General features: G+C 56.9%; 18 protein-coding genes. 12 read left to right on the top strand and 6 right to left on the bottom strand.

The window, feature by feature from the left end; translation table 11 throughout:
- Nucleotides 1-30 precede the first annotated feature (30 nt).
- Nucleotides 31-387, bottom strand: a complete 357-nt coding sequence (locus tag ACKLNA_RS00495) for a helix-turn-helix domain-containing protein (protein WP_260328947.1) — start codon at nt 385-387, stop codon at nt 31-33.
- 78 nt (nt 388-465) lie between these two features.
- Here ACKLNA_RS00495 and ACKLNA_RS00490 point away from each other — a divergent pair, with 78 nt between their 5' ends.
- From ACKLNA_RS00490 to ACKLNA_RS00460, 7 genes are all read left to right on the top strand, one after another.
- Nucleotides 466-678: a DNA-binding protein gene (locus ACKLNA_RS00490; protein ID WP_221397791.1), complete on the top strand. Its 213-nt coding sequence runs from the start codon at nt 466-468 to the stop codon at nt 676-678.
- A gap of 29 nt (nt 679-707) precedes the next feature.
- Entirely contained in the window at nt 708-1,181 is a 474-nt protein-coding gene (locus ACKLNA_RS00485) for a YmfL family putative regulatory protein (RefSeq protein ID WP_221397792.1), read from the top strand.
- The gene (locus ACKLNA_RS00480; protein ID WP_408984508.1) at nt 1,178-1,543 is read left to right on the top strand and encodes a hypothetical protein; all 366 of its coding nucleotides are present in this window, start codon (nt 1,178-1,180) and stop codon (nt 1,541-1,543) included. Before ACKLNA_RS00485 ends, ACKLNA_RS00480 begins: the two co-directional genes overlap by 4 nt.
- Nucleotides 1,544-1,618: 75 nt before the next feature.
- Entirely contained in the window at nt 1,619-1,852 is a 234-nt protein-coding gene (locus tag ACKLNA_RS00475; protein ID WP_408984507.1) for a hypothetical protein, read from the top strand.
- A 2-nt stretch (nt 1,853-1,854) separates the two neighbouring features.
- Nucleotides 1,855-4,653, top strand: a complete 2,799-nt coding sequence (locus tag ACKLNA_RS00470) for a toprim domain-containing protein (protein ID WP_408984506.1) — start codon at nt 1,855-1,857, stop codon at nt 4,651-4,653.
- A gap of 16 nt (nt 4,654-4,669) precedes the next feature.
- Nucleotides 4,670-4,963, top strand: a complete 294-nt coding sequence (locus ACKLNA_RS00465; protein WP_408984505.1) for a hypothetical protein — start codon at nt 4,670-4,672, stop codon at nt 4,961-4,963.
- Nucleotides 4,964-5,320: 357 nt separating this feature from the next.
- On the top strand, nt 5,321-5,596 hold the full coding sequence (locus ACKLNA_RS00460) for a pyocin activator PrtN family protein (protein WP_025111104.1): 276 nt from the start codon (nt 5,321-5,323) through the stop codon (nt 5,594-5,596).
- A gap of 1 nt (nt 5,597) precedes the next feature.
- Here ACKLNA_RS00460 and ACKLNA_RS00455 read toward each other — a convergent pair whose 3' ends face one another.
- Nucleotides 5,598-6,722 carry a site-specific integrase gene (locus tag ACKLNA_RS00455; RefSeq protein ID WP_408985536.1) on the bottom strand — a complete coding sequence of 375 codons (1,125 nt, stop codon included), beginning with the start codon at nt 6,720-6,722 and terminating at the stop codon, nt 5,598-5,600.
- 101 nt (nt 6,723-6,823) lie between these two features.
- Here ACKLNA_RS00455 and dusA point away from each other — a divergent pair, with 101 nt between their 5' ends.
- Nucleotides 6,824-7,834, top strand: a complete 1,011-nt coding sequence (gene dusA, locus ACKLNA_RS00450; RefSeq protein WP_408984504.1) for a tRNA dihydrouridine(20/20a) synthase DusA — start codon at nt 6,824-6,826, stop codon at nt 7,832-7,834.
- A gap of 84 nt (nt 7,835-7,918) precedes the next feature.
- Nucleotides 7,919-8,290: a DUF2388 domain-containing protein gene (locus tag ACKLNA_RS00445; RefSeq protein ID WP_408984503.1), complete on the top strand. Its 372-nt coding sequence runs from the start codon at nt 7,919-7,921 to the stop codon at nt 8,288-8,290.
- Here ACKLNA_RS00445 and ACKLNA_RS00440 read toward each other — a convergent pair whose 3' ends face one another.
- Nucleotides 8,291-9,121, bottom strand: a complete 831-nt coding sequence (locus ACKLNA_RS00440; protein ID WP_134827547.1) for an undecaprenyl-diphosphate phosphatase — start codon at nt 9,119-9,121, stop codon at nt 8,291-8,293.
- 506 nt (nt 9,122-9,627) lie between these two features.
- On the opposite strand from ACKLNA_RS00440, the gene ACKLNA_RS00435 reads away from it, so the two are divergent.
- From ACKLNA_RS00435 to ACKLNA_RS00425, 3 genes are all read left to right on the top strand, one after another.
- A complete protein-coding gene (locus ACKLNA_RS00435; protein WP_408984502.1) occupies nt 9,628-10,368 on the top strand; it encodes a winged helix-turn-helix domain-containing protein in 741 nt (246 codons plus the stop codon).
- Between the two features lie 292 nt (nt 10,369-10,660).
- Nucleotides 10,661-11,305, top strand: coding sequence for a transcriptional regulator (locus ACKLNA_RS00430; protein ID WP_408984501.1), 645 nt, complete (start codon nt 10,661-10,663; stop codon nt 11,303-11,305).
- A gap of 381 nt (nt 11,306-11,686) precedes the next feature.
- Nucleotides 11,687-13,081, top strand: a complete 1,395-nt coding sequence (locus tag ACKLNA_RS00425; protein ID WP_408984500.1) for an undecaprenyl-phosphate glucose phosphotransferase — start codon at nt 11,687-11,689, stop codon at nt 13,079-13,081.
- A gap of 305 nt (nt 13,082-13,386) precedes the next feature.
- Here ACKLNA_RS00425 and ACKLNA_RS00420 read toward each other — a convergent pair whose 3' ends face one another.
- From ACKLNA_RS00420 to ACKLNA_RS00410, 3 genes are read right to left on the bottom strand one after another with little or no spacing between them, the layout of a single operon-like run.
- Nucleotides 13,387-15,465 (bottom strand): YjbH domain-containing protein, encoded by a 2,079-nt coding sequence (locus tag ACKLNA_RS00420; protein ID WP_408984499.1) that lies wholly within the window; start codon nt 15,463-15,465, stop codon nt 13,387-13,389.
- The gene (locus ACKLNA_RS00415) at nt 15,462-16,226 is read right to left on the bottom strand and encodes a capsule biosynthesis GfcC family protein (RefSeq protein WP_408984498.1); all 765 of its coding nucleotides are present in this window, start codon (nt 16,224-16,226) and stop codon (nt 15,462-15,464) included. Before ACKLNA_RS00415 ends, ACKLNA_RS00420 begins: the two co-directional genes overlap by 4 nt.
- Entirely contained in the window at nt 16,223-16,888 is a 666-nt protein-coding gene (locus ACKLNA_RS00410; RefSeq protein ID WP_408984497.1) for a YjbF family lipoprotein, read from the bottom strand. The genes ACKLNA_RS00415 and ACKLNA_RS00410 overlap by 4 nt, the downstream gene beginning before the upstream one ends.
- Nucleotides 16,889-16,900: the final 12 nt, after the last annotated feature.

Genomic DNA, 16,900 nt, shown 5'->3' with positions numbered 1-16,900 from the left:
ATCCCAATGACTGCGCAGGATTGTCGCGAGTTAAGACTTCTGCCTGGCGACGTCGTCGGCCATCGCTTCAAGGATGCGGCGAATAGCCTTCTGATCGTCCTCTGGAATACTGCGGAACTGCTTAATCAAACAGCCTTCGATATCGCTCAAAGCACTTTCAGCAAGGTTTGTGCGAACACCAGTGAGAATGTAGGGAACGTCAAAGCCGAATTGCAGCGCGACCTTGCTCAAATACGGAGCGGGAGCATCACTAGTTCCTGCTTCGTAATTTGCTTGGGTTCGCTTCACAACGCCAATTGCCTCGGCAATCTCGCCCTGTGTCATGCCGAAGCGCTTGCGCTCTTCCTGCAAGCGGGAACCAATTTCTTCAGAAAGATGCAAAATCATTCATCCCAAATATTTACAAATGCATCAAGATGCATCATTCTGCATTTCACACCACATGAAATTGCATGGATTTGCACTATGCCGAAGATGAGTATCAGCGAGCAAGCCCGCCTGAAAGCGCGGAAAGCTTTAGAAAAGCGCGGGCAATCCGCGAAAGACTTTGCACTTCTACACGACTTAAGTCCCAGCACCGTTTATGCGGTGCTGAGTGGCCAAAGCCAGTGTCGCCGTGGGGAGGCACACCGAGCCGCAGTATTACTCGGCATTAAAAACGGCGTGATCGAACAGTAGTCGCGGCGCTCAACAGGGAAAAGTAGAAGATGAAAAACCCAATCCTAGACACGCGCAAAGAAGTCATGAGCGAAATCATCCGCAGCTACACCGGCGGACGCGAAGCTGCCGCCGCACGCTTGGGACTAAAGCTCAAAAAGTTCGACAACCATGCGTACGAAAATGCGGGCTGTAGCCCACTCAGTGACGCACACATTTTCCTGCTCGAGCAGGACTGCGGCACGCACCATTTCCCCAACTACGTCGCGTCAATGTATGGAGGCTTGTTCGTTCCCATGGCTGATCCTGGAACGCTCGACAATGTCGAACTTTACACACGGTCCGTACAAGTTTCTGCAAAGCGGGGATGTGTTGATCAAGCCATTGCCGCCGCCATTGAAGACGGATCGATCAGTGATGAAGAAGCCGAAGTAATAATGGACGCACACAACCTTCACGTAGCCGCGAGGCACGCAGAAGTGTTGGCCGCCATCGCTCTTTACCGCGCAGGAAAAGCTCAATGAACAATTTGTCTGCGGTACCGGAATACCAGGATGTCCTGCAGAGCGCGGCGCTGTCCTTTCTTGAACGTCATCACTGCGAACACCTGAGCGACGACCAGCAACTGTTCAGCCGAGCCGTACAACACCTCGTTGCGGACTACGACGTGCAAACGCAAGTCGCTGAAAAGATCGCCCACTTGGCACATACCACCATGGTTGCCGTTCGCGATCGGCAACGCCTGAACATTCAGAGCAGCACGTCGACGCACACGGTGATTGTCGACCCGGTCACCGGCAGACAATGGGCCGTACCGGTCAGCCTCATTTATGAGCGAATCATCAACGCGCCAGACCTTGGCCGCTTGCGCTTAGCCAACTCGTAAAACCAACCCTCACACAAACGCCTGCCCCGCACCCCGTGGGTTTGGGTGAGCTGCGCCCGAAATCGAGGTTCCAAGATGGCAAACGCCGTAATTCTGACCACCCAGTTGCGACCTGCAGAGGCCGAAGCACTTCTGGCTGCGATGCGTGAGCAGTACCGCTTGAACCTCAACAACTACTGGTATGCGGATGAATACCGGTATGTCCCACAAGAAAAACGGCACAGCTCGATCCTCGAAAGAACTCCGGTGATGGCTGCCCAAAAACGCCTGATGGCCGCCCTCTCCCTCAGCCTCAAAGCAGTGAAGTAATCATGAAAGAAGATCTCCGCCACGACGTGCTGCAACGCCTCCAGTTCGACTTCGGACTGAAGCACCGCGTGGGCACCGATTACATGCGCGGTGGCACCTGCCCCAAATGCAAAAAAAAGGAGCTGTATTCCCGATTCGATACGCCCTGGATGGTGATCTGTGGTCGCCCGGAAAAATGCGGCCATACGCTGCACGTGAAAGAGCTGTACGACGATCTGTTTGAAGACTGGAGCAAGCGCGCGCCGGCGACGGACCAGCACCCCAATGCCACCGCACGGGCCTACTTGGAATACGCCCGAGGTTTTCGGTTTGAGCTGGTTCAGGGCTGGTTCACGCAGGAAAGCTTCTACTCGCCTGAACACAATGCTGGCAGCGCCACAGTGCGTTTCGCCCTCGAAAAAGGCGGCTGGTGGGAACGCCTGATCGATCAGCCGCACCGATTCGGCAAGATGAAGGCGCGCTTCAAATCCAAGGACAGCTATCGCGGTGTCTGGTGGTGCCCGCCGTGCGTCGACCTGCTCGAAGTCAAGGAGGTCTGGATCGTTGAGGGCATCTTTGATGCCATCGCCCTGGTGCACAACGACATCGCGGCAGTGTCGGCCATGTCGTCCAACGCGTTCCCGGGGGACTCGCTTAAGGCGCTGATCAAAACCCGTGAGGGCGGCAAGCTGCCCAAGTTGGTTTGGGCGCTGGACAACGAACCGAGTGCTAACGCCTACACCCGGCGCTGGGTCCGCGAAGCCCGCGCTTTGGGTTTTGTCTGCGAGTCAGCACAGATCCTGCAACGCGACGGCCGCAAATCTGATTGGAACGATCTGCACCAGCGCTGGAATTTCATTCAGGACGATGCCAAGCGCGCCGAACAAATCGCTACGGACCTCAAACAGGCCCGTCATCAGGGCGCTCTGCTGCTGGCAGAAAGCGCAGCGGAAAAGGCCTTGCTCATGTACGACTGGAACAAGCGCGGGGAATTTCACCTGGGCTTTGGCAACCGTCTGTACTGGTTCAAATTGGACATGGAGAAATTCAACCGGGCCATGTCCGACATCGAGGACAGTGAGAACCACGACGACCAGTTGCTCAACCAGGCGCAACAGCGCGAAAAAGCGCTGCAGCAATCCGGCAGCGTCGTGGAGATCGCCAACTGCTACCCACAAGCCTTGTACTTTCAGCGCAACGAAGTCACCGACGAGTCCTGGTATTACCTGCGTGTGGACTTCCCTCACGACTCCGAAAGCGTGAAAAACACCTTCACCAGCGGCCAGCTGTCCGCCGCCAGTGAATTCAAAAAGCGCCTGCTCGGCATGGCCGCCGGCGCTATGTTCACCGGCAGCGGGCAGCAGCTCGACAAGCTAATGAAGGACCAACTGTTCGGCATCAAAACCGTATCAACCATCGACTATGTCGGCTACAGCAAGGAATACGCCTGCTACGTCTACGGCGATATCGCGATCAAGGACGGCATTACCTATAAGGTCAACAGCGAAGACTATTTCGAGTTCGGCAAGCTGCGCCTGAAAACCCTGCAGAAGGGTGTCCCGATCAAGCTGCAGCGGGACGGCAAAGACTTCAAAGAACAGTGGGTACGGTTGCTATGGACCTGCTTCGGCGCCCAGGGCTTCGTTGCGCTGGTGTTCTTCTTCGGCTCGCTGTTCTGCGAGCAGATCCGCGCCCGTTACCAGTCCTTCCCGTTTCTGGAAGCCACCGGCGAGGCCGGCGCCGGCAAGACCACCCTGCTCAACCTGCTGTGGAAGTTGCTGGGCCGCGAAGGCTATGAAGGGTTCGACCCGATGAAGTCGACCAAAGCGGGTCGCTCGCGCCTGATGGGGCAGGTCTCCGGCATGCCGGTGGTGTTTCTTGAGGCCGATCGCCACAGTGACGATCGGGCGCACGCGAAAACCTTTGAATGGGATGAACTGAAAGACTTCTACGGCGGCGGCACGTTGGCCACCAAAGGCGTCAAAACCGCGGGCAACGAAACGTACGAACCGCCTTTTCGCGGGACCATCGCCATCAGCCAAAACGCCGCCGTGGTGGCTCACGAAGCGATCATGACGCGCATCGTCAAGCTGCACTTTGTACGCCCGAACGTCACCCCGGAAAGCCGCGCTGCAGCGGACAAGCTGAACGCCCTGGACGGCGGCACACTCAGCCATTTCCTGATTCGGGCCGTCAGTAAAGAGTCGGCCGTCCTCGAGCTTTTCGCCCAGCGCATGCCCGAACACGAAGCAAAGCTGCGCCGGCTGCACACCCACTGCTTCGACTGCGGAACCGAGTTCCCAAGCGATCAAGGTAACTGCCGCAGTTGCGGATCCGACCTGCGCGGATACATCCGTGTGGAGCGGATCAGCAAGAACCACGCGCAGTTGCTTTCGCTGCTCGATGCCCTGCGCCTGGTTCTGAAACTGGACGAACCTCAGGTAGCAGCGACCCAGCGGCAGATCGTCCGAATGGCGATCGAGCGCCAAGCCTCAATCAGCTCCGACCACCCAGCCGTTGCCGAATTCTGGGAAGTCTACGACTACCTCGAATCGCTCAATGATGACCCCTTGGTCGATCACAGCAGCGACCCGAGCGTCATTGCGATCAACCTCAACGAATTCAGCGAACGAGCCGCAGAACACAAACAGAAGCTGGCCGACGTGGCCACCCTGCGCGACCTGCTGAAAGAGTCACGCTCGCACAAGTTTCTGGAAGCAAATAAAGCCGTACACAGCGCAGTCCGCGCAGCGATGAACAGCAGAACACCCTTGGCGCCGGGCCGTCCAACGACGGTCAAGTGCTGGATCTTCAAAGCGTGAAAAGGAGGCTACACCGATGCAAATCCAAGTTTTTATGGGTAATGCCGGCGACGGCAACACGAACAAGCTGCAGGAGATCATCGATCGCCTGAATGCACTGGGGAAGAGCCAGCCAGTGATTCAAGCCGGGGCTTATGGCGAGGACGGGCTGCTGCAGATTCTTGAAGTTCGTGCTGCAGGTGGCCAGCGCGAAATCCTGGTGGACTCGTGCAGCCCACAGCAGATTTTGAGCGTACTGGAATGGCAATCCTGTACAGAGGAAGACCCGAATTACGCTGACCTGGTTATTCACCTCGCCCGTCGGGACTGACGGAATAGAAGCGATGTCGAGGAGTTGCAGCCCCCCGACATCAACCACCACTGAGGGCAATACTATGGAAGCAAGGCACCAAAGCAGCAGTGATTTAAAGGCTAACACACTCAACAACAGTGACCCGCATGCACGGCATCTGATGGCTATCAGAATCGTAGGTACAGCGCTGTTTGATTATCGCGTACGGAAAACTGAAGCAGCGCGGATCCGGCTTGAATGTCTTACCACTTTCGCTAAGGAGCTGGGCGACATCGATGCGGCAGAGTTCGCTGTTGTCGCTCAACTACTGGCAGGCAAATCAACAGCCAACCGCCCCCCAATTGATCGAACTTACTCACTCGAAGGAATCGCACTATGAAAACGCTGTTTGTACTGATGGCCCAATACAATGGCCAAGTAGTAATTCCCTTGGATCGAGTGTGCCAGGATTATTTCACGCACCTGACAACGGATATGTTTCAACGCAAAGTGGGTGCCGGGCAGATAAAACTCCCGATTACTCGCATGGAGCCGAGCCAAAAAAGTGCGAAAGGTGTTCACATTGCAGACCTGTCGGCCTACCTGGATGAACAGCGCGCTGCAGCAGTTAAAGAAAGTAACCAACTGAATAGCGCGCCGCGCAGCAGCTAATTCACTTCAACGTTTTGGCGCCCAGTTTTACGGGCGCCTGCAGGATGCGCTCGAACCATTCCCAAGTTGCATATACATCCCCTCGCCCGCGCAAGTGGGTATAACGGCGCATTGAGTTCCAGTCTCGATGGCCCGACACGCTCGCCACTCGCGGAATATCCCAATCCATTTCAAAAAGACGACTGACGCCTTCGTGACGCAGATCGTGAAAGTGCAGATCTTCAATGCCCAGGATTTTGCAGGCCCTTGTCCAGGACGTCGACACGGATTCAGCGCTGTAAGGAAAGATCTCAGGCAACACTTTAGGCATGGTCTGAAGGATCTCCCATGCTTCCGACGGCAAATGACACCAGACGTCGTTACCGATTTTTTGCCCAGGGTTCTTCATGTCACGAACCAGAACCCGATGGCCTGCTTCATCCAATTCATCCCACCGGATCCGGGTAATCTCTTCTTGCCTACGCGTGGAAAACAACGCGAATCCAGTCAGCTTTAGCATGTTGATAGAAGTCGGGCGACGGCTTTGAATACTCCGAAAGTGCGTCAGCAGTTTGTCGAGTTCTTCCAAGGTGGGCCGGCGATCGCGCTCGCGACTTTTCATGTTGTAACCGAGCTTTTTCAACACTCGGCGGGCGTCCGCCATTGCGTGCGGATCCACCTCATACCCCCAAGCGGGCCGAGCTATCGAGAGAACCGCGCCCAGGTGTGCGAGATCGTTGCCGGCGGTTTGAGGCTGAACGCCCCCGCCCTCCTTGCCCATGCGCCATAACGCGTATTCGACCAGGTGCTGGCTGCTTACATCTCTGTCGTTCAACTTCCCCAGGTAGCATTCGCTGATCGCCTTCAACGTGCCGAGCTTCGTCTTCCCGAGAGGGCGCGCCTTGGTCATCTCGGCCAAGTACCGATCGATCATTTCCTTAATCGTCGCACCCGGTCGATTCGCCCGTTCGATCGCACCTGGTTCATCCAGTTCGGTTTCTCGTTTACGTACCCAAGCCTGTGCGGCCTGTTTTCGGGCGAAGGTCTGGCTCTCTTGGTAAACTTGCGCCCCATCGCGAAACAGGCGTATCTGTGCCGTGTAACTGGTGCTGCCGTCGGTGCGTTTCCGTGCTCTGATCGTGGCCATAGTCAACTGGTACAATTTGAAAGGTGGTTGGTACATTGTACCAACCGACCTCAGAAAACGCCTATTTACCCCTGAAACCGGCTTAAAACACGTAGAGCAAAATGGTACAGAATTCAGTTACATACCCAACAAACACCGGCTCTACGCTATCAAGAAGGTTCTCCGTTGCGCCCATGATGGATTGGACTGACCGTCATTGCCGGTACTTCCTGCGCCTGCTGTCGAAAAACGCCCTGCTCTACACCGAAATGGTCACCACCGGCGCGCTGCTCAACGGCGATCACGAACGCTTCCTCCGTCACAACGAAGCCGAGCACCCTCTGGCCTTGCAGTTGGGCGGTAGCGTCCCGCTGGACCTGGCCGCTTGCGCACGTATGGCGCAGGAGCACGGTTACGACGAGGTGAATCTGAACGTTGGCTGCCCGAGTGATCGGGTGCAGAACAATATGATCGGTGCGTGCCTGATGGGGCATCCGCAGTTAGTGGCGGATTGTGTGAAGGCGATGCGTGATGCGGTGTCGATTCCGGTGACGGTGAAGCACCGGATCGGGATCAATGGGCGGGACAGTTATGAGGAGCTGTGCGATTTCGTCGGCACGGTGCGAGATGCCGGGTGTACCAGTTTTACCGTGCATGCGCGGATTGCGATTCTGGAGGGGTTGTCGCCGAAGGAGAACCGTGACATTCCGCCCCTGCGTTATGACGTGGCGGCGCGGTTGAAGGCGGATTTTCCGGAGCTGGAGATCATTCTGAACGGCGGGATCAAGACGATGGAGGCCTGCCATGAGCATTTGCAGACCTTTGACGGGGTGATGCTGGGCCGTGAGGCTTATCACAATCCGTATCTGCTGGCCGAGGTGGATCAGCAGTTGTTCGGCAGTTCGGCGCCGGTGATCACCCGGGCCGAGGCCTTGGCGCAGCTGCGACCTTATATTGCCGCGCATCTGGCGACTGGCGGGGCGATGCATCACATCACCCGACATGTGCTGGGCCTGGGCACCGGCTTCCCGGGGGCGCGCAAGTTTCGGCAGTTGTTGTCGGTGGATATTCACAAGGCCAAGGATCCGCTGGCGTTGCTGGATCAGGCGGCGGAGTTGTTGGCGGGTCGTTGATCGACGCGTTGAATGTGCGGGCAACGAATGAGCGTTGCCTGCTGCTGTGGTTCTTTTGATGTACTGACAGGATGTCTTTTGTTTATGCCCGCGTTGAATTTCTCTGGCTTCAAGCGCTGCACCTTCCTTGCCTTGTTTTGCGTCACGTCCAATGTTCAGGCCCACTGCGATGGGTTGTGTCTGGGTAACACCGATACGCCATGGGAGGTGACCAAGCTGTCTGGTTTCACACTTGTCTCTTTGCTGCTCACGCCCTTTACGGCCTCGCAAGAAACCACCGACAGCCATAAACGCGTTTACTCCGCTGCGGAGCTCGAGGACGCGCGGCTCTACCTCGCCAGCGACGGCATGCTGCAAGCCGCGTATTTCACGTCAGCCTTGCAGCGTTTTCGTCGGGAATCACCTGATACAGCGTTGAGCGACCTCGCTGTCGCCGCGCTGATCAGCAGTCAGTGATCAGGCCGCCGCTTCCGTCCAGTTCACCCAGCCAAACACCCACGTCGCCAGGATCAGCAAACCAAACGCGATCCGGTACCAGGCAAACGCGGCGTAGCTGTGGTTCGCAATGAACTTCAGCAAGCCGCGTACGGCGATCATGGCGAACACGAATGCGGTGACGAAGCCCAGGGCGAAGACCGGCAGGTCGCCTGCCTGGAACAGGTCACGGTATTTGTATCCGGAATACACCGCCGCACCGACCATGGTAGGCATTGCCAGGAAGAACGAGAACTCCGTGGCGGCTTTGCGCGACAGGCCGAACAGCAGGCCGCCGATGATGGTGGAGCCGGAGCGCGAGGTGCCGGGAATCATCGCCAGGCACTGTACGAAACCGATCTTCAGCGCGTCGGACCAGGCCATGTCGTCGACATGCTCGACACTCACCACATGATTTCGTTTTTCGGCCCACAACATCACAATACCGCCCACCACCAGTGCGACCGCCACGGTGATCGGGTTGAACAGGTAATGATGAATGGCGTCGGCGAATAACACGCCGAGAATTACGGCTGGAAAGAATGCGATCAGCAGATTAAGGGTGAAACGCTGTGCATTGCGCTGGGTCGGCAGGCCTTTGACGATCTCGAAGATCTTCGGGCGAAACTCCCAGACGACGGCAAGAATGGCGCCCAGTTGAATAATGATGTTGAACGCCATCGCGCGTTCGCCACCGAAGTCGAGCAAGTCGGCAACGATAATCTGGTGGCCCGTACTGGAGATGGGCAAGAACTCGGTGAGACCTTCTACCGCACCTAAAACCAACACCTTGAACAAGGTCAGTAAATCCATTAATCCTCCGTCAGAACGCTCTTCAAGAGCGCCCGGTCAACTGCATTCAGGCGTTGAGTATCTGCAATTAAACAATTGGCAGATCTACAGTCGTTGCCCGATTTGGTGACGGAGAATATGTCTTATCAAAAGACACACTCAAGCCATGTTAATAATCGTCTGTCTGTGAACTTGTTCACTTAGTGGCAAAAATAACCTTGCGCCCCTAAAATGTGACCCACCTCACACTCCCCTGATTCTGGCGACGATCCATACTGGCCATAGGACATAAAAACCGGTCGCCATAATTACAAAATAGTGGCACCATTGCACATCGCCACCATCTAACGACGTTCGTTTCGTTAGTTCAGCACCCCGAGAAAATCAACTAAAAGCTTGAAAAGCTTAATTATTGTTAAAAAACTCGGGAGCCACGTCTAAAAATCGCGCGAATGTTACCAATTGTCAGTCACAGATGAGAACCGGTGCTTTAACATCCCGATGTCCGCACTTTTTCGAGTCAAGGCATGATGCTTACAGGGAACTTAGCGACTAGAAGCTCGCACCAGACAAACGACGCGCCAGGTGTTCTTGCCCTGGCGCGTACCCGTGCTGTGGCCGAACACTTCAGAGCGCTAATCGCCAAACATGTGCAGACCGGTCTGGCGCTGGAAGCCGACTCTTTCACTAGTTCATATCAGCCAAACGAATATCACGGCGCCTATCGCGCCATTTTCATCGTCATCGATACTCCGCAAGCGCTGGAAGACAATCTGGCGCTGGTGGAGAACCTGCGCACCGAGAACTTGAAGCCGATCATTTGTGCGGTGATTACCGGTCGCGGCGCCCACAACAAGATCAAATACCATCTTGCCGGGGCAGACTTCTGTATCAAGCTCAATACCCTTTCCGATGAGGACGGCGAGTTGCTGAATGAGTTCTTCAGCAGTGAAGAATGGCTGCGTGACATTGATCTGATACTGGACCCGACCCGTATCTGCCTCTCCGACACCAGCAAGAAACTGGACATTTCCTTTGCCGAGATGAAGATCCTGGAAGCGTTTTCGCAAACCAGCAATCACATTCTCAGCCACGACGAAATCGCCGGCATCATGGGGCTCAACACGCATTTCTATGACCCGCGCGCACTGGAAAAATCCATCAGCCGCTTGCGTGGGAAAATCAAGGACGTGTACGGTACGAACGCCATACAGAGCATTCGCGGGTATGGCTACCGTCTGATGAGGGGGTTGATCTCGACCGCCTGAGTCAGGGAAATCACCATTTGCAGCATACGAGGGAACGTCTGATGCAACGCTACAACAATCTAAAGTCTCATCGCTTTAATCGCAACACCTGCCTAATAAAAAGCTGTCAATTGAATGAGCGCTGCAACACTTAAACATAACAATAAATCATTACTCTAAAAGCAGACCCAGTGGAACTTGTCGCGGGCCATATTCGGGCCCAGACCCTGCCTGTCGATTATTTCCGAGCGCGTTATAACTCGTCTGCCGATTACCTTTTAGCCAAATTTGGTGCGTTATTCAGGAGAGAGACATGGAAACCAGTACAACCCTCCCACGAAAATATTTTGTTGTCGTGACCAATAACTCCGCGTCGCAACGTGAACTTGAGAGCATTCTTTCCAGTGAGCGTTTCAATTCGTTCGGTACGTCCCAGGCACAAATGTTTGTTGAAGGTGTTGCTTCGCCCTCTTCCACTCCCACGCTCATGGAGTTCACTTACCCACGCGGCACAAGGAAAAGCGTCGCTCGCAGTATTGAACATGATACACAGCGCATATTGGCCACCCTCGAGTCCGAATGGCTGGCGGCACAATCGGTAAACTCACTCCAGAACACGCCGGCAATAGAAGACACCGGCTCCCTTGAAGGCAATGCTCCCTGCACACAGGCCTGGCATCTGGACAATGACCAGGGCGCACTGGTCAAGGAAGGTGTCGAGATCAGTCTCACCGGCCTTGAAACCGCACTGGTCAGAAAAATGCTGCACCACGAAGAGCGTGTCGTAAGTCGTGACGAACTGATCCTCAGCATCGGCCGGGAACCGGAACAGTATCGCGGACTGGAAATGTGTCTGAGCCGTCTTCAAGACAAGTTCAAAAGTGCCAGCAATGGTGAACGACTGTTTCGTGCCGTGCGCAATCGTGGTTATTGCCTGATCCAGGAAGTTGTTGCCTAAGCACAGCCTCCACATCCAGAAATCGAAGCAAGTGCAACAACAAAAATAAAAACGCACTTTGCTTGTTTGAGTCTCCTTTTCGGTAATGCTTCCCTCCTCACCCTTCCTACGATAGCAAACACATTATTGTTTGTTCACCCTTTACCCTTTGACCTTTTCTAACGTTCGATTATTCCCCCATCAATTGATTGGCACTGTGCCATCTTGTTAGAACTCGTCAGACAGCTTCTCCCCCAATAACTTAGTCTATTGATTGACGACAGTTCGGCATACCGATGTTGTTACCTCAGAACATGGGCACCTAAAACAAAAACAACTCTGCTTAACAACTCGGATTTCAACTGTCGAAACCTGAATGGAAGTCTTTTGGGGATATCGCATATGGATCTCACTCTACGTATCAACCGAAACACCGGCCTCAAGGGACTTACCTTCTGGGGCCAATGGGCGCTGGCACAGTGCTTTATTGTTTCACTGTTATTTGTATTGGCTGAGCAGCACACGGGAACGGTCGAGTTCTATTACCGGATGTGCACCATGCTGGCCGTGTTGGCTTCGGTTCCGGCCTACACGTTCAGCGGCGCCTACCGAAAGCGCGATAACTACCTGACCGGTCTAGGCCGCTTGTTCATGGGCTGGTCGATGACTATGGCCGGGCTGACCTTCATTGCGTTCATCTGCAAGGCCGATGAGCTGTTTTCCCGTCAGGTGATCCTTGATTGGGCGGTGTACGGTTTCCTCGGTCAGGCGCTGCTGTATGCGCCGCTGCATGCGTTTTCGAAGTACTACCAGCGTTCACGCAAAAGCGAGCACAAGACCCTGATCGTCGGCACCGGCGAACTGGCTCTGGGCCTGGCGAAGAAACTCAGCGAACACGAAAACCTGCCGCTGGTAGGTCTGGTCAGCAACGGCACCCTGCCCGCTCTGGACGCGGACGCACCACGGGTCGTCGGCGATCAGGAAAACCTCCTGGAGCTGATCAAACGCCACGATATCCGTCGCCTGTACATCACGCTGTCGCTGTCCGAAGCGGCGAAGATCGAAGCGATGTATGTCGATCTGCTGGATGCCAACGTCGACGTGGTCTGGGTGCCGGACCTGAACAGCCTGACGCTGCTCAACCACTCGGTAAAAGTCGTGGACGGCCTGCCGGCGATTTACCTCAATGAAAGCCCGCTGACCAGCCGCCCGACCGCCGCCCTGAGCAAGAGCCTGATGGAGAAAAGCGTCGCGCTGCTGGCGATCATCCTGTTGAGCCCGGTGCTGCTGCTGATCTCGCTGGCGGTGAAGCTCAGCTCGCCGGGCCCGGTGTTCTTCAAGCAGGATCGCCATGGCTGGAACGGCAAGGTGATTCAGGTCTGGAAGTTCCGCTCGATGCGCGTCCACGATGACCGTGACGTCAAGCAGGCCAGCCGCAACGATTCGCGCATCACCGCTGTCGGGCGCTTTATCCGTCGCACTTCGTTGGATGAACTGCCACAACTGTTCAACGTACTGCAAGGTCACATGGCACTCGTTGGACCACGTCCGCACGCCGTGGCGCACAACAACTACTACTCGGGCAAGATCCTCGCCTACATGGCGCGTCACCGAATCAAACCGGGCATCACTGGCCTGGCGCAGATCAGCGGCTGCCGTGGTGAGACCGACACTCTCGACAAGATGGAGAAGCGTGTCGAGATCGACCTCAAGTACATCAACAACTGGTCGCTGTGGCTGGATGTGAAGATCCTGGTGAAGACACCGTTTACCCTGTTGTCGAAGGATATTTACTGAGACGCAGCGCTCGGAAAGCAACACCGCAAGGGGACGAAAGTCCCCTTTTTTGTGGGCGGGATTTGGGGGCTGGATTGGCTGGCGATTTCGGTGAGTCAGTCAATATGGATGTCGACAGGCCAGACGCTTTCGCGGGCAAGCCCGCGAAAGCGTCGGGTCGTTCAGCAACGGGCTCGGACTTGCCAATCTCCTCACCCGGAACACGTCCGTTCCGTCGGTAGTGCTGGATGAATCAAGACGGCCATCCACCACAAACCAGAATGGGAGCCAACAGGCTCCCATTTTGGCTTCCCGGTATCCCGGACTTACTCGGTAATCTTCCCGAAGTTGCGATAGAACATGTCGTCTTCACGGCTATCGGTCATCGAGTGCAGCTGGAAGCTGCGGCTGAGCCTCGCGCCACCGTCACGGGTCAGCGGCGCCCAGACCAGGTTGGCCCGGCGCATGGTCGACATGCTCATCATCTCGTCGAACGGAATCGACAGATAGATGCCCTTGTCGAAACTACCTTCGCCGTATTCCGTACTGCCAGCCGTGGTGATGGTCGCCCAGGCACCGAAGCGCACACCGTTGGAAAACTCCCGGGAGATATCCAGCGTGCCGCCAAAGTCACCCGCCAGATAACGCCCGACGCTGACCGCCGCCAGTGTTTCGTAAGGCAGATCCGTGTAACCAGTGATATGGCCGGTCAGCACCGAATAATCACGCAGGCCGAAACCCTGATCGAATTCACGCTGACGCACGTAGTTCAGGTCGGCACCGATCGCCCAGCGCTCGCCGGTCGGACGGAACAGCACCTCGCCCCCGACCCCGGCAAACATCGACTCCAGATAACCGCCGTAGACCATACCGTACAAGTCTTTGTCCAACTGCTCGGCGTGGCTGACCTGAAACAGCGGCATGGTGGTGTCGGACGTGGTCAGGTACTGACGCAAATCCGTACGCACGCGCGGCAAGCCGCTGGGTGCGTCGTATTTGAACTTGTCGAAGTTGTTCGCCAGGTTCTGGCTGAGCATCCCGCTCCACCAGGTGTTGCGGTTGAAGCGGAATTCGGCGTCGAGGTCGGCACTGAATTGATAGAGCAAGCCATCCGGGCCACCAACGTTCTGCTTGAAGCCCAGGCCGGCGCCATAACTGAAGTGCTGCAGCGGCTGGGTGTAGAGCGTCTTCTCGTTGTGCGGCATCGCCGGGTTGACCTCGGTGGTGCGGTGCAACGTTTGCAACGGCTCCTCGTTGTTGATCACTTCGCGGAAGGTCTGGCGCGGCACGCTGGTTTCTTCCAGCGGCAGGTCGTAGCGCTTGTTCACCAGGGTGAACCAGTCGATGTCGTCGTTGACGCTGTTGTCCAAAACCCGGCTCGCACGCCCCACCGCTTTGGAGGAATGGAAGTAGCGCTGTTGCTCGCCATAAACGATCAACTCGGAATCACGCTGGGCAATACGCTCGACCCGGTAGCCGGCATTCTGTTGCAGACGTTGCGATACGTTGGCCCAGTCAACCTGATCCATCGACGTAGTCGGGGCCTTCGCCGGCAGCGGCTCCGGCGTTGGATCGAAGGTCTTGGCCGGGGCCTTGCGGCTGACGAAATTGGTGTGGAAGGTGACGCCGAACATCGCCGTGTTGCCCCGCTCCCACGCGGCGCTCACATCGAGGGAGTCGGTCACCTTGAACACCGCGCCAAGGTTGATCGGCGAGTCCTGCTTGATCACGTTGTCCTTGGGTTCGCGCTTGTAATCGTTGCCTTCGTATTCGAGTTTCAGGCTCAGGCGATCCCAAGGGGTCTGGTAACTCACACCACCGAAAAACGACGGCTGGCCGCGAAAATACGAACCGGCGTTTACGTCACCCGTGCCTTCCAGGGCCGGGCGAGTCTTGAAGCGATCATCGAGATAGCCGAACGGGTTGTCGATGTCACCGCGATTACCGATGTAGCCCCAGGCGATGCCGGCACTGAAATCCAGGTTGTCGTAGCGTTTGCTGGCCACCAGGAATTCACTGGCGAACAAACCCGTACCGCCGACGTCTCGGAAGCCCAGAGAAACGTCGGGCGCCCAGTGGGTTTCCTCCCAGAGCCGGACTTTGACGTCGACCGCCTTGTCCTTGTAGCTCTGGTTGCCGCTCATTGATTCCGGGCCGTACGGACGGTTGGTGATGGCGGTGTAGCGAAACGAGCCTTCGAGCCAGTCCAGCGGCTGCAACGAAACGCTGTAGCGGCTGTAGGGCTCGGTGCGGTTGGCGTTGACGCTCAACTCGCCGGCCGGGGACATGCGCGCGGTGGGCGTCTGCAACAGCCCGGTGCCACCAAAATCGCCCTGGGTAATACGCGGCTCGGCATGGACCAGGCCGCACGGCAATAACAACACAGCTGCAAAACGCAAATTCAACGAACCACCTCAGCCAACTGCGTGGCAATAAATTCGGCCAACTGCTGATTCAGTTCAGGGATAGGCGGATCCAGATCATCGTTCTTCAACGGCACCAGAATCTTGCTGCCGGCAACGGGAAACTGCCCGCTCTCACGATTCCAGTGGGCAATGCCGACGCGCCGCGAAACACCGTTGGGCTGGATCAGCCACAGGTAATCGGCGTCGGCATCGTCCTCCAGCAGCACGCAACCGCTCAGGTATTCACGGGCCTCGAGCAACGGCTGATAAGGCAGACGGCAGGTCCCGGCGACCGCGCCCAGCACTTCCACTTCATCGACCCGCTGCGGGTAGATCAGGCGATCGCCGTCATCCAGACGAATGTTGCGGGCGAAGCCGACTTCCAGCGCCACCGGGTCCAGGTCCGCGATCTGGCGCCCGGTGACCGGCATCTTCTGCACGTCTTCGGCCATGCGCACCGCGAGGGCTTTGCGGCTCGGTCGGTCGAACAGATCGGCCATGCGCTGCAACACGTCCAGGTCGAACAGCACGCCGACCTTGAGCCGGGTCTGCTCTTCCAGCAGCGACTGACGCAGCAGCACACCGGCCAGCCAGTAACCCTCGGCGTTAGGCACGGCCTCGCTGATCACATCGGTCAATCGGCCGCCCGGCGGCAACGTCACCGGCCCGGGGTTGGCGACATCGCCGCTGACGGTGACCGCCGCCTGACTTGCGCCGGCGAGCAACATCAAACCCGCCGACAGACCCCTCAAGCGCTTCATGGCAGATGCCTGCGATCTGGGGTCAGCTGCACGATCTTCACTCGCAGTTGCGAGGTCAGTTGCTGTTCGCTCTGCACAATGAAACCGTCCACCGGATCGACCCAATAACGGTTGGTCGCCCGCAGGCCGATGGCCGGGACGTCGATACGTTCATCGACACGCAGCACGGCGTATTCCTTGTTCAGAATCTTCAGGGTTTCCGTGGATTTGCGGGTGAAGCGGCTGTTGACGATCAGCCCGACTTCCTGGCCCTTGTAGAGATCGATCCAGCGCTGGCTGGTCTGGCCATCCGCAACGTGTTGCAGGCCGCGCTTGAACGGCGAGGCATCGGACAGCCGCGTGCCGTCCAGGTCGCCCTCCGCGCCCAGGCCGATGCTGCGCACCGCGAGACCGTCACGCAGCAGCAGGACCTGCTTGCCGGACGCCACCCAGAACTGCAGGTCATCGCGCTTGCGCACCAGCGCCAGCACACCGGAACCGGACGGCGTGGTGAGTTTGAGTTGCGGATAATTGACCTCGGCCACCTGGGCCGGCGTCACGTCGATATCATCCGGGCCGACGACCGCCGACTTGAGGTTGGTCACCGACGCAACCATCAGCGGATTACAGCCACACAGCAACAAGGCCGCCATCAGGCAGACGCCAACATTCAAGGTTTTCAAAGTCGGCGGGCC

Origin of the sequence: Pseudomonas sp. UV AK001 (assembly GCF_046097675.1) — a bacterium.
Taxonomy (GTDB): domain Bacteria; phylum Pseudomonadota; class Gammaproteobacteria; order Pseudomonadales; family Pseudomonadaceae; genus Aquipseudomonas; species Aquipseudomonas kribbensis.
This window is presented reverse-complemented; position numbering and strand designations above follow the sequence as displayed.

What these genes read in the sequence shown, in the direction of transcription:
- ACKLNA_RS00495 (WP_260328947.1), bottom strand. Translation starts at nt 387, where the DNA reads ATGATTTTGCATCTTTCTGAAGAAATTGGTTCCCGCTTGCAGGAAGAG.
- ACKLNA_RS00490 (WP_221397791.1), top strand. Translation starts at nt 466, where the DNA reads ATGCCGAAGATGAGTATCAGCGAGCAAGCCCGCCTGAAAGCGCGGAAA.
- ACKLNA_RS00485 (WP_221397792.1), top strand. Translation starts at nt 708, where the DNA reads ATGAAAAACCCAATCCTAGACACGCGCAAAGAAGTCATGAGCGAAATC.
- ACKLNA_RS00480 (WP_408984508.1), top strand. Translation starts at nt 1,178, where the DNA reads ATGAACAATTTGTCTGCGGTACCGGAATACCAGGATGTCCTGCAGAGC.
- ACKLNA_RS00475 (WP_408984507.1), top strand. Translation starts at nt 1,619, where the DNA reads ATGGCAAACGCCGTAATTCTGACCACCCAGTTGCGACCTGCAGAGGCC.
- ACKLNA_RS00470 (WP_408984506.1), top strand. Translation starts at nt 1,855, where the DNA reads ATGAAAGAAGATCTCCGCCACGACGTGCTGCAACGCCTCCAGTTCGAC.
- ACKLNA_RS00465 (WP_408984505.1), top strand. Translation starts at nt 4,670, where the DNA reads ATGCAAATCCAAGTTTTTATGGGTAATGCCGGCGACGGCAACACGAAC.
- ACKLNA_RS00460 (WP_025111104.1), top strand. Translation starts at nt 5,321, where the DNA reads ATGAAAACGCTGTTTGTACTGATGGCCCAATACAATGGCCAAGTAGTA.
- ACKLNA_RS00455 (WP_408985536.1), bottom strand. Translation starts at nt 6,722, where the DNA reads ATGGCCACGATCAGAGCACGGAAACGCACCGACGGCAGCACCAGTTAC.
- dusA (WP_408984504.1), top strand. Translation starts at nt 6,824, where the DNA reads ATGGTACAGAATTCAGTTACATACCCAACAAACACCGGCTCTACGCTA.
- ACKLNA_RS00445 (WP_408984503.1), top strand. Translation starts at nt 7,919, where the DNA reads ATGCCCGCGTTGAATTTCTCTGGCTTCAAGCGCTGCACCTTCCTTGCC.
- ACKLNA_RS00440 (WP_134827547.1), bottom strand. Translation starts at nt 9,121, where the DNA reads ATGGATTTACTGACCTTGTTCAAGGTGTTGGTTTTAGGTGCGGTAGAA.
- ACKLNA_RS00435 (WP_408984502.1), top strand. Translation starts at nt 9,628, where the DNA reads ATGATGCTTACAGGGAACTTAGCGACTAGAAGCTCGCACCAGACAAAC.
- ACKLNA_RS00430 (WP_408984501.1), top strand. Translation starts at nt 10,661, where the DNA reads ATGGAAACCAGTACAACCCTCCCACGAAAATATTTTGTTGTCGTGACC.
- ACKLNA_RS00425 (WP_408984500.1), top strand. Translation starts at nt 11,687, where the DNA reads ATGGATCTCACTCTACGTATCAACCGAAACACCGGCCTCAAGGGACTT.
- ACKLNA_RS00415 (WP_408984498.1), bottom strand. Translation starts at nt 16,226, where the DNA reads ATGAAGCGCTTGAGGGGTCTGTCGGCGGGTTTGATGTTGCTCGCCGGC.